This is a genomic window from Microbacterium phosphatis (genome assembly GCF_049177115.1).
Taxonomy (GTDB): Bacteria; Actinomycetota; Actinomycetes; order Actinomycetales; family Microbacteriaceae; genus Microbacterium; species Microbacterium phosphatis.
In genome coordinates this window covers 1014715-1025437 of sequence record NZ_CP185370.1, presented here as the reverse complement: position 1 = coordinate 1025437, position 10723 = coordinate 1014715, and the positions used below count along the sequence as shown (strand labels likewise).

General features: G+C 64.7%; 14 protein-coding genes, 1 tRNA gene and 1 pseudogene. 6 read left to right on the top strand and 10 right to left on the bottom strand.

From position 1 onward, the window contains the following. Positions 1 to 3: 3 nt before the first annotated feature. From ACOKGD_RS04825 to ACOKGD_RS04810, 4 genes are all read right to left on the bottom strand, one after another. On the bottom strand, positions 4 to 1569 hold the full coding sequence (locus ACOKGD_RS04825) for a type I restriction-modification system subunit M (RefSeq protein WP_342335444.1): 1566 nt from the start codon (positions 1567 to 1569) through the stop codon (positions 4 to 6). 214 nt (positions 1570 to 1783) lie between these two features. Next, positions 1784 to 1984 (bottom strand): hypothetical protein, encoded by a 201-nt coding sequence (locus ACOKGD_RS04820; protein WP_342335445.1) that lies wholly within the window; start codon positions 1982 to 1984, stop codon positions 1784 to 1786. Positions 1985 to 2119: 135 nt separating this feature from the next. After that, positions 2120 to 2650, bottom strand: a complete 531-nt coding sequence (locus tag ACOKGD_RS04815) for a DUF3846 domain-containing protein (RefSeq protein WP_342335446.1) — start codon at positions 2648 to 2650, stop codon at positions 2120 to 2122. Beyond that, a complete protein-coding gene (locus ACOKGD_RS04810; protein WP_342335448.1) occupies positions 2644 to 3174 on the bottom strand; it encodes a DUF3846 domain-containing protein in 531 nt (176 codons plus the stop codon). Before ACOKGD_RS04810 ends, ACOKGD_RS04815 begins: the two co-directional genes overlap by 7 nt. A 116-nt stretch (positions 3175 to 3290) precedes the next feature. On the opposite strand from ACOKGD_RS04810, the gene ACOKGD_RS04805 reads away from it, so the two are divergent. Next, a complete protein-coding gene (locus ACOKGD_RS04805) occupies positions 3291 to 3458 on the top strand; it encodes a hypothetical protein (protein WP_342335449.1) in 168 nt (55 codons plus the stop codon). A gap of 80 nt (positions 3459 to 3538) precedes the next feature. Here the strand turns inward: ACOKGD_RS04805 and ACOKGD_RS04800 are convergent, their stop codons facing one another. The 5 genes from ACOKGD_RS04800 to ACOKGD_RS04780 all read right to left on the bottom strand — a co-directional run bounded on the left by ACOKGD_RS04800 (position 3539) and on the right by ACOKGD_RS04780 (position 5792). Then, positions 3539 to 3859, bottom strand: a complete 321-nt coding sequence (locus ACOKGD_RS04800; RefSeq protein WP_342335450.1) for a hypothetical protein — start codon at positions 3857 to 3859, stop codon at positions 3539 to 3541. A 168-nt stretch (positions 3860 to 4027) separates the two neighbouring features. Continuing rightward, positions 4028 to 4573, bottom strand: a complete 546-nt coding sequence (locus ACOKGD_RS04795) for a hypothetical protein (protein WP_342335451.1) — start codon at positions 4571 to 4573, stop codon at positions 4028 to 4030. Then, positions 4570 to 5151 (bottom strand): hypothetical protein, encoded by a 582-nt coding sequence (locus ACOKGD_RS04790; protein ID WP_342335453.1) that lies wholly within the window; start codon positions 5149 to 5151, stop codon positions 4570 to 4572. Before ACOKGD_RS04790 ends, ACOKGD_RS04795 begins: the two co-directional genes overlap by 4 nt. A 101-nt stretch (positions 5152 to 5252) precedes the next feature. Further along, positions 5253 to 5495 carry a hypothetical protein gene (locus ACOKGD_RS04785; protein ID WP_342335455.1) on the bottom strand — a complete coding sequence of 81 codons (243 nt, stop codon included), beginning with the start codon at positions 5493 to 5495 and terminating at the stop codon, positions 5253 to 5255. 162 nt (positions 5496 to 5657) lie between these two features. After that, positions 5658 to 5792, bottom strand: coding sequence for a hypothetical protein (locus tag ACOKGD_RS04780; protein WP_342335456.1), 135 nt, complete (start codon positions 5790 to 5792; stop codon positions 5658 to 5660). Positions 5793 to 6299: 507 nt separating this feature from the next. Between ACOKGD_RS04780 and ACOKGD_RS04775 the strand changes: the two genes are divergently transcribed. From ACOKGD_RS04775 to ACOKGD_RS04765, 3 genes and pseudogenes are all read left to right on the top strand, one after another. After that, positions 6300 to 6584, top strand: coding sequence for a prepilin-type N-terminal cleavage/methylation domain-containing protein (locus ACOKGD_RS04775; protein WP_342335458.1), 285 nt, complete (start codon positions 6300 to 6302; stop codon positions 6582 to 6584). A gap of 40 nt (positions 6585 to 6624) precedes the next feature. Beyond that, positions 6625 to 7806: pseudogene (locus ACOKGD_RS04770) on the top strand (IS3 family transposase). A 109-nt stretch (positions 7807 to 7915) separates the two neighbouring features. Continuing rightward, on the top strand, positions 7916 to 9091 hold the full coding sequence (locus ACOKGD_RS04765; RefSeq protein ID WP_342335462.1) for a recombinase family protein: 1176 nt from the start codon (positions 7916 to 7918) through the stop codon (positions 9089 to 9091). A gap of 474 nt (positions 9092 to 9565) precedes the next feature. Here the strand turns inward: ACOKGD_RS04765 and ACOKGD_RS04760 are convergent. Then, positions 9566 to 9642 (bottom strand) — tRNA-Pro (locus tag ACOKGD_RS04760). Positions 9643 to 9756: 114 nt separating this feature from the next. Between ACOKGD_RS04760 and ACOKGD_RS04755 the strand changes: the two genes are divergently transcribed. Together ACOKGD_RS04755 and ACOKGD_RS04750 are read left to right on the top strand one after the other, a co-directional pair. Then, positions 9757 to 10335 (top strand): GNAT family N-acetyltransferase, encoded by a 579-nt coding sequence (locus ACOKGD_RS04755; protein ID WP_342335463.1) that lies wholly within the window; start codon positions 9757 to 9759, stop codon positions 10333 to 10335. A gap of 16 nt (positions 10336 to 10351) precedes the next feature. Then, positions 10352 to 10723, top strand: a complete 372-nt coding sequence (locus ACOKGD_RS04750) for an RNA-binding S4 domain-containing protein (protein ID WP_342335464.1) — start codon at positions 10352 to 10354, stop codon at positions 10721 to 10723.

Sequence of the window (10723 nt, the reverse complement as noted above, 5' to 3'; positions counted from 1 at the left end):
GGCTCACTTGGAGCCCTCCAGGTCCGCGACGATCGCGTCAATCGAGACGCGCAGCTCAGCCTGTCGCGCGACGATCTCGGCGATCTCGGCGTTCAGGGCTGTGATGTCGACGGCCTCGCGGGTATCTTCTTCCTCGACATACGACGAGATGGAGATGTTGTAGTCATTCGCCGCGATGTCCTCGTTCGGAACGAGCTTCGCGAAGTGATCCTCGTCCTCCCGCACATCGAGCGCCATCAGGATGTTCTGCTGGTTGTCCGGTGTGAGCTTGTTCTTGTTGCCAACGCGCTTGAACTCGTCCGATGCATTGACGAAGAGCACTGAGTTGTCCGTCTTGGACTTCTTCAGCACGATGATGCAGGTCGCGATCGTGGTACCGAAGAACAGATCCGCAGGCAGCTGGATCACGGCATCGACGTAGTTGTTGTCGATCAGGTACTTGCGGATCTTCTGCTCCGCTCCCCCGCGGTAGAGCACGCCAGGGAACTCGACGATCGCAGCAGTACCGTTCACGGCGAGCCAGCTCAGGATGTGCATCGTGAACGCGAGGTCAGCCTTCGACTTCGGCGCGAGCACACCGGCCGGCGCGAACCGCTCATCGTTAATCAGAAGCGGGTTCGCGTCGCCCTCCCACTTGATCGAGTAGGGCGGGTTTGAAACGATCGCCTCGAACGGCTCGTCGTCGCAGTGCTGCGGGTCGAGCAGGGTGTCGCCGTGCGCAATGTTGAACTTCTCATAGTTGACGTCGTGCAGGAACATGTTGATCCGCGCGAGGTTGTACGTGGTGAGGTTGATCTCCTGGCCAAAGAAGCCGCCGACATTCTCGCGGCCGAGCACCTTCGCGAACTTGAGCAGCAGCGAGCCGGATCCGGCAGCAGGGTCGTAGACCTTGTTGACACGCTTCTTGCCCATGACCGTGATGCGGGCGAGCACCTCGGAGACTTCCTGCGGGGTGTAGTACTCACCACCAGACTTGCCGGCCTGCGACGCGTACATCTGCATGAGGTACTCGTATGCGTCGCCGAAGAGGTCGATCGAGTTGTCCTCGAAGTTGCCGAGCGGCAGGTCGCCGATAGCATCGAGCAGCTTCACGAGCTTCTCGTTGCGCTTGGCGACGGTGTTGCCGAGCTTCGAGCTGTTCACGTCGAGGTCGTCGAAGAGGCCCTTGAGGTCGTCCTCGCTGTCAGTGCCGACTGCCGAGCCTTCGATGTTCTTGAATACGCCCTCGAGCGTCTCGTTCAGGTTCTCGTCCTTGGACGCGCGCTTGCGCACGTTCTGGAAGAGCTCCGAAGGCAGGACGTAGAAGCCCTTCTCCGAGACCGTCTCCTTGCGTCCGAACTCCGCCTGGGTGTCGGGCAGCTGAGCGTAGTCGAAGTCACTCTCGCCGGCCTCGTGCTCGCCCTTGTTGATGTAGGCGGTGAGGTTCTCGGAGATGAAACGGTAGAAGAGCATGCCGAGCACGTAGCTCTTGAAGTCCCAGCCGTCGACCGACCCGCGCAGGTCGTTCGCGATTCGCCAGATGGTCTTGTGCAGCTCTGCGCGCTGGGATTCTTTGGTGGTCGGCGTCATTGACTTGTACTTCTCCTCGCACCGAATGCGGTGCACTTCATGTTGATGACCTCGGGTGCTCTCAGGCTACTGGCGCGCGACGACATGGCCGGGCTGACAGGACCGCCTCGAGGCAGGGCCGACGCGCGGGAGCAGGCTCGAACCACGCGGCAGCATCTGGGGATAATTGTATATCTATCAGGGGTTTTCGTAAATGCTGCTGACGTCGCTTCTGTCAAACGAGGCGATCGGAGACGTCGATCCCTACGAAGAGCAGCTGATTCGGGATGCCGTAGGTCTTGCCTGTGTGGGCTGAGTAGATCGCAACGCGGCCATCGTCGAGGCGCAACTTGAACTGCTCGCGATCCTTCCCTTCGAGAGCGACAACCTCGCCTTCGAGCGGTCCGTCGACAACCTGCCACTGATCCATGTTCACGAGGCGACGATATCCAGCGAGGAGCCTGCGACCTGCTCCCGACACGGAGATGGCTCTGCACTGAATGAAGAAGGCGGCGGCCGCGCCGGACGAGAACTCGGAGGTTCTCAAGTCCGGGCAGTCGCCGCCCTGTTGTCAGGCCGCGGATGGCGGACTGACGTAGGTTGACGCGACCTCGTCGTGGAGCACTGGCACCACGCGGGTGTCCTCCGCGGCCGTCCAGCGCTCCAGTGTGACCATCGCCCAAGCGAGCGCCTCGAAGTAGTCGCCATACGTCATCTGGTTGCGGTACCACTTCGGGTCACCGACGGTCCGCACTTCAACGCGCCACTCCCCCGGATGCGCGAGCATGGCGACCACTTCGCTCGGGACATTGGTGCTGTCGCCGTTGCGGTCGGGCAGCCCCGTGATGAGCGCCGGGCCGACGAGCATGGCCCTCTGGCGAGCTTCGGGCACGAAGTACCACCAGAGGAATGTCGCACGAGGATTGAAGGGGAGATTGAGCATCAGCCCCTCCTCGTGGACGTACACCGTCACGCCGAGCGCCGGGACGTCGACCGGCTCGATCCAGCCGCCCACCACGGACTGGTAGTTCTCTAGCGCGTCGACGTCGCACTCCTTGATCGGCTCGCCCTCGGCGGTCGGGACGACGAGCGCCTTCACCATGACCGGTCACCTCCGAAGAGGGGAAGCTCGGCGATGTGAATCGGTGGCTCGCTCCGAACTCGGAACCGAGCTCCGGGACGCATCGTGGCCTCGAAAAGCAGACACCAGAGGGCGGCGTCGAAGACGCTGTCGAAGCGCGCGAACGAGTCGCACCAGGAGCTGCGGTCGTAGGGGCGGACCTGCACCACGAAGTTGTCGCGGTGAAAGATCTGCTCGACGACCGCCTCCGGGATGTCGCCCTCGTGCTCCCGGTCGCCGACGCCCGTCAGGACGACGTCGCCGAGGATGACCGGGTGCTCCGTCGGATGTGCACTGTGGAGCCACCAGAACGCAGTGGCCCGGGTGTTCAGCGGACCGTGGGTCCGACGTTCGGCCTCGTTCATGTAGATGGTCACGCCGATGGACGGGATCTCGATGAGATCCAGCCAGCCGTCGACCGCCTCCTGGAACGCGCCAAGGTCGGCGAGTTCGACGAGAGTCGGGCGCCGCTCTGTGTCGTGCGGGATGACGATGCTGCGCACCATTCGTCCCACCTCCTTACTGTTGTCGCGGCCGAGAACCCCTCTCGGGTTCTCTTCCGAAGCCGCGGGGCAGCAACGAGGAACTGATCATGTCGGTGGCTACTGGAAGACTCCGGCTCATGCCGACCTGCACGAAGACGCGCTACCGCGACCGCATCGCGGCGATGCTTGTGCTGGCTCAGATTCAGAACCGCGACAAGGCTTCGCGTCCGAAGCAGGAAGCGCGCGTCTACTTCTGCGACGACTGCCGCGGTTGGCACCTCACGTCGCGCAAGCGCTGGCGCTGATGTTGTACCGGCTGTCCGGGACGAGCGAGGTGAAGCGCTCAGTCCCGAACAGCCGGATCTCCCCGACTGCCGCGCTCCGGTCAGGCGGAGCCCGAGGATCGGCGCGGCGTCTTGCCGCCGCTCGCACCGCCGAAGATGGCCTCGATCGCGCTCTGCTTGGTCTTGGCTTCGCGCTCGATCTCGGCGCGCACCGTCTCGGCACGCTCGAGCACCTTCGGATCGGACTTGCTGGTCTCGACCCACGACTCGAGGGCGAGCCGGATCTCTTCGGTGACGGTGCGGTCGTTGAGCTGGGCGAGCACGTCCAGCTGGGCCCGCAGGCCATCGGTGATGCGAACGGCGAGCGTCCGCAACGGACCGAGTGCCGAGGCCGGCACTTCGGCGGGGGTGTTCTCACTCATGGTGAGCCTCCTCATCGGAAGCGACGGACGATCCCCGGTTGGGATCATCTACGCCGCACGCCGACGAGGAGCGAGGCCGATTATGCACCGCCTGTTCGCGGGGTCAATCTTCCGATCGCGAGCGTTGTCAATTCCGCAACGGCGGGAGACACTAGGCAGCCGTGCTGTCTAGTGTTCGCCCATGCGGGCATACGCCTCACGGAAGCCCGCGACGAACTGGTCTCGCACGTTGCCGAGCGGAAAGCTGAGCGGGCGAGTATGAAGCAGTGGCTGCCCCGCCCCGCGCAGCGGCAGCGCGAGCGCGTCGAAGACATCGCCGCTGCAGAGAATGATGCCGTCCGGGCCGAGGGCGGCGGCACCCTCGATGCACCCAGGGACGTTCTCGCGAAGGATCGCCTTGCGCTGCTTCTTGCTTCGTACGTCGTTCACTGGGTACGGAACCAGATCGATCAGGAAGACGCCGTCTGCTTGGAGTCGTCGCAGCCAGGGACGCTTATCGTGCGAGCGCTTCTCCAGCCCACGAAGGTCGTACAGCGCCTCGATGACACCGCGGTAGAGGTTGTCGTAGCCGAGGTGGTCGGCGTAGAAGAAGTTCCGCGGCCGAGTGCCGCCGTGGTCGGTCGGCGCGCTCTCGCCAATCAGGAGCAGGCGGACATGCTCGGGCTGATACTGGGCGCGCAGTTCGGCATACCAAGCGTCCTCGATCTCGTTCACCACTCCGGAAGCCCCTCGTGCCACTCGTGGTCTGGCGGTAGGCCGACGCGTTCCGTGAGCGCAAGGTCTCGGAAGCCCGAGGGCAGCAGAACCGGGGCGGCGCTCTGGTCAACTTCGAGCAGGTCCCAGCGGTCCTCGTAGTCGGCAAAGGTCCGAAGGAGCACCCGAGAGCGCTCGACCGGCGCATTGCGCTTTCCGGGGAGCGCGTCGGGATGAGTGAGCCAGTTCATGTGCTCGATCCATGCGGCCGCGGCGACGTGGATGCGGGGTACGACGAAGCTGCGGGGATGGTCGTGGAGGTCGTGAGGGATCGCGACCATGACGAAGTACTCCCGCTCGTGCAGGCTCGGTGCCTGCGACTTCGAGCCGAGCGGCCAGCTGATCGAGTCCATCTTGGCGCCGCGCGCCGCCTTCACTTGGACCTCGACGAGGCGCCGCTCATTGCCTTCTGCGAGCACCGCGAGGATGTCGGTGCGTTCAAGTCCGTCCCGGGTGAGGGCCGGCGCCCAGCCGCGTCGAGCCAGCTCAGCGGCGACATGATGCTCACCGATCGTCTTCGTTTGCTTCGTATCGACCACGATCTGAGGCTATCGATGCGGCCGGACACCGACCGGCGTCACTCCGGCAGGCATACGAAGAGGGCGCCCCGAACGAACTGGGGACGCTCTCTACGTATGTCCTAGAAGCGGATCTTGTCGGGCTTGAGCGTGATCTTCGTGCCGTCGCTGATCAACTGCGCCCACTCGGTCAGCTCGGGGTCGGTGATCTTGCCATCGTAGCGCGCGAACAGGCGCTGCAGCGCGGGCTTGATCTCCTCGATCGGGCGACCGGTGTACGTGGCGCTCATGCGCTCGAGCTCCCGGTTCTGCTCGCGTGCCATCTGCTCGATGCCCTTCTGGGCCTCGCGCTGAACCTCGCGCATGAATGCGTTCTTATCGAACTTGAACGAACTGCTCATCTGGTGAACTGCCTCTCCGCTCGTGGGAGCGGGTAGAGAAGCAGTCGGAGTACCGGGCGAGCTATCGCGTCGAGTGAAGGGCTGGCAGGGAGGGCCGACCAGCCTGTGATCGACCCTCCGCGGTGCTCAGCCCTTGCCGAGCGTCGAGCCGGCCTTCGACTTGGCGGTCTTGCTCGACGAGTCGGACGCAAGCGTCCGTCCCGCCTTGCTCAGTGTCGCCTTCGAGGGCTTTCCGGACGACCGTGACGACGACTTCGCCATCAGGTACTCCTTCCGCTTCTTGAGTTGAAGCAGATCTCCCGACGACCGGCTCACCGGGTCGCGAAGAGGCCATCTAAGCCTCTAGAGTCGAGTAGTCCATCCAAGACACTCAGCCCCGATCTGCTGCGATTCGAGCCTCGCGCCGAACCAGTCGGTCGGGGCTTTCTCGCACTTCGCAGTCTACCGCGCACCGCCGACAGGCGGCCAGCTGTGGCCTTGGGGTCCCGTTTGGGTACGGAACCTTATCCACAAGCGTTTCGGGCGCTAGGGGCGCCCCTGGGGGCCTTTTAGGCCCGGATTTACGGTCGAGTCTACCAGCTCGATACTTACATCCGTGTAATTCTCCACAGGCAACGCATGCTTCGACGAGTTATCCACAGTTCAATGTTGTGGAAAGTACGTCAGCACATCGCTTGCCAGGATCGCGCTCGTGCTTCATAGTCAAGGGAAGTTATGGCGCGAAGGGCATCACGCACCAGTTTCGGACTCGCACCCCGCTCACCTCGAGTGGATCTCTTGAAGCAACGAGCTCGCGGCTTTACCATCGTCGAACTCCTCATCGTGGTGGTCGTCATCGCGATCCTTGCAGCGATCACGGTCGTCGCTTACACGGGCATCCAGAACCGCGCGTACAACTCAGCGATGATCTCGGCCGCGAGATCCACTGTCGGGCTTGTGAGCGCGTATGTTGCAGCGAACGACTCGTACCCCTCCACCGCAAGCATCCTTTGCGCAACGACCGATAACGTTTGCAATAACCACGGGTCTGCTGCACGGATAGGTGACATCTGATCTGGCTTGCCCGGGAGGGCGGGCCTGGAAGGATGCCATCGTGCCCAAGCCCTATCCGAAGGAGTTCCGCGACGACGTGGTGCGCGTCGCGGAGAACCGTGAGCCCGGCGTGACGATCGAGCGGATCGCCGCCGACTTCGGTGTTCACCCGATGACCCTCACCAAGTGGCTCGCCCGATCGCGTGCCGAGAAGACCGCCTCCGAGACGGGCTCAGCGTCGCCCAGCGACCGCGACGCCGAGCTTCGCGAGTTGCGTCAGCGCAACCGGCTGCTCGAGCAGGAGGTCGAGGTGCTGCGCCGGGCGACGGCGTATCTGTCGCAGGCGCATCTGCCGGGAAAAGGCTCTACCCGCTCGTGAAAGAGCTCGCCGGTGACGGGATCCCTGTCACGGTGACGTGCCGGGTCCTCAAGCTCGCCCGCCAGCCCTACTACCGCTGGCTCAATCAGCCCATCACCGAGTCGGAACTGGTGGAGGCGTATCGCGCGAACGCGCTGTTCGACGCGCATCGCGACGACCCCGAGTTCGGGCATCGCCTACTTGCTGACGAGGCCCGGGATGCTGGGGAGGCGATGTCGGACCGGACTGCGTGGAAAATCGCGTCCGAGAACGGCTGGTGGTCCGCATTCGGCAAGAAGACGGCGCGCGGCAAAGGCCGCAAGGCCGGCCCGCCCGCCCGTTCACGACGATCTCGTGCAGCGGGAGTTCACCGCCGACGCACCGAACCGGCTCTGGCTGACCGACATTACCGAGCACCGAACCAGCGAGGGCAAGCTCTACCTCTGCGCGATCAAGGACGTCTTCAGCAACAAGATCGTCGGCTACTCGATCGACTCGCGGATGAAGTCCCGCCTCGTCGTGAACGCGATCGAGAACGCCGCCGCGCTGCGCGGGAACGTCGCCGGCTGCGTCGTACATTCTGACCGCGGGTCGCAATTTCGCTCCCGGAAAGCGATTCGCGTCCTGGCCCGTCACCGCATGGTCGGATCGATGGGCAGAGTCGGCGCAGCGGGCGACAACGCCGCTATGGAATCGTTCTTCAGCCTGCTGCAGAAGAACGTCCTCAACCGACGCTCCTGGGCCACCCGCGAGGAGCTGCGCATCGCGATCGTCACCTGGATCGAACGGACCTACCACCGACGCCGCCGGCAAGACCGCCTGGGCCGTTTGACGCCCGTCGAGTTCGAGACCATGATGACCGAGACCCTGGCCCTCGCGGCCTGACTAACCCCTGTCACCTATCCGCGCAGCAGACCCGAATCTCACATCAGTCGCAGGACTTGAACACCTATTCAAGGGCGACGACACGATGCACGTCCCGCTCCGCACGGGCGTGGCAATCAGCTACCTGCGCGTCTCCACGACGCGCCAGCTCAACACCGCAGCCGACCTCGATGAGGACGGCAACAGCATCGCCACTCAGCGCGAGTGGGCGATCCGCAAGGCGAGGGAGCTCGGCGTGCCGATCCTTCGCGAGTTCGTCGAACCGGGCCAGTCGGCGCAGACCATCGACAAGCGGCCGGAGTTCAAGAAGCTCCTCCGCTTCGTCGACGCCAACCCGGATGTGCGCTACGTCGTGATCTACATGCGCTCGCGCGTCTTCCGCAACCACCTCGACGCTGCCATCACCAAACGCCAACTGCGCGACAAGGGCGTCGAACTGATCTCGGCCAAGGAGAACTTCGGCGACGGCTACATGGGTGATGCGATGGAGGCCATCACTGACGTCGTGAACGAACTCCTGGTCCGCATGAGCGGCGAGGACATCCGCATCAAGATGGCCCACAAGGTCGAACGAGGCGGAAGCGTCGGGCGCGCCAAGCTCGGCTACCTGAACGTGCGAAAGGACTTCGACGGACGACTCGTCAACACGATCGATGTCGATCCAGTGCGCGCACCGCTGATCGTCTGGGCCTTCGAGCAGTACGCCACGAATCAGTTCTCGATCACGCAGCTTCAGATGATGCTCGAAGACCAGGGCCTGACCACGCGGCAGTCGAGCAAGCGGGCCGCCAAGCCGCTGTCGAGCAGTCAGCTCGCCATGATTCTGCGCGATCCCTATTACACCGGGGTCATTCGCTACAAGGGGAAGCTCCACCCGGGCAGGCACATGCCGCTCATCTCGAAGGAGCTGTTCCTCGCGGTGCAGAAGATTCTCGACGGACGCAACCGCAAGGGTGACCGCGACCGGATCCATTCCACTTCCTGCGCGGCCTGCTGCACTGCGCCGAATGCAAGTCGGAGGGGCGCACGAGTCGACTCGTCTACAGCTAGAACAAGGGGCACGGCGGCACGTACGAGTACTACGTCTGCACCGCGAAGCAGCGCGGTCACTGCTCGATGCCGTCGGCGCGACTCGACGAACTCGAAGACGAGGTGGCGCGACGGGTCGCGGCTGAACGCTTCGATGGTGAGGACATCGCGTCCGTACGCGAGGAGGTCCGACGCGCTCTCGTCGAACTTCAGGCGGCAGACCAGGAAGAGAAGGACGCCCTCCGCACACAGCTGAAGAAGCTCGAAGGCCAGGAAGAGCGGCTCATCGAACTCGCCGCCGACGGAACGATCGCCGTCGAGAAGCTGCGCCAACGCCTCGAGTACGTGACGCTCCAGAAGGGCGCCATCACCGAGAAGCTCACACGGACGGTCGAACGCATCCGACAGGGGGTTGACAAGGCCTTCGCGTTCGTCGACCTCCTCGAAGATCCCGCCGCGCTCTACAAGCAGCTGCCCGACAACGTCCGCCGCGAGCTGCTCACTGCGTTCTTCACCCGACTCGACGTCCAGGTCACCGATCGCGAAGTGAGCATCGGCGTCGAACGCACCGAACTCAACGCGGGCCTGCACGACTGGCGCACCCAGCACCGCCTCAGCGCCTCAGCCCACACACCGACCAAAGAAAAGAGAGCCTCCCGCATTACTGCGGAAGACTCTCTTTCGGACCTATACCCGCTTACTCAGTCCAAAGGTTTGAATAAGCCTGTATTGGTCGGGCTGACAGGATTTGAACCTGCGACCCCTTGACCCCCAGTCAAGTGCGCTACCAAGCTGCGCCACAGCCCGATGCCTACCGAAGCAGGCAACTCAGACAGTCTAGCCGGTCGTTCGCGGTGCCGCGAACCGTGCCCCGAAGCATGCTCCTCGCGCGTGTCGGAGGCGCCCTCTACCCTGATCCGCATGACCGAGATCACGACCCGGCTCGCCACGACGGCCGAGTGGGACGACGTGCAGGCCGCGCTCTCCGGCGGGGGCGATGGGCGCTCGTGCCAGTGCGCATGGCCCATGCTCTCGAACAAGGACTGGAACGCCACCTCCGTCGAGCAGCGCCAGCAGATGCTGCGCGACGAGCTCGCGGCGGGCCCACCCCCCGGTCTCGTCGCCTACGTCGACGGGCAGGCGGCGGGATGGATCCGGATCGGCCCCCGCACGGCCCAGCAGCGCACCCTCCGCGCACGGCTGGTGAAGAGCGGATCCGAGGCACCCCTCGACGACGAGGGCGTGTGGGCGGTGACGTGCTTCTCGGTGCGCAAAGAGCATCGCGGCCTCGGCCTCAACGCGGCGATGCTCGCCGCCGCCGTCGACTACGCCAGGGGCAGCGGCGCGCGGGTGATCGAGGGCTACCCGATCGCCACCGACACGACGAAGCCGTCGACGAACTCCCTCTTCGTCGGCGCCGTCTCGACGTTCCTGAACGCGGGTTTCCGCGAGGTCTCCCGCCCCACGCCGACGCGCGTCGTGGTCGCGCTCGACCTGTAGTCCATACGATGGACGGATGACCGAGGGTTCCGTCCGCGTCGACGCCTGGCTGTGGGCCATCCGCGTCTACAAGACGCGCTCGGCGGCGACGACCGCGTGCCGCGCCGGCCACGTGCGCGTCAACGGGTCGCCCGCGAAGGCGGCGCAGGTCGTGCGCCCGGGCGACGAGCTGCGCGTGCGCATCAACGGCTTCGACCGCATGCTCACGGTGCGCCAGACCATCGCCAAGCGCGTCGGCGCGGCGGTGGCGGCCACCGCGTTCGAGGACAAGACCCCTCCCCCGCCCTCGCGCGAGTTCGCGGGGGTCATCGCCGTCCGCGATCGGGGTGCGGGCCGCCCCACCAAGCGCGAGCGCCGCGACATCGACCATCTCCGCGGCCGCGACTGA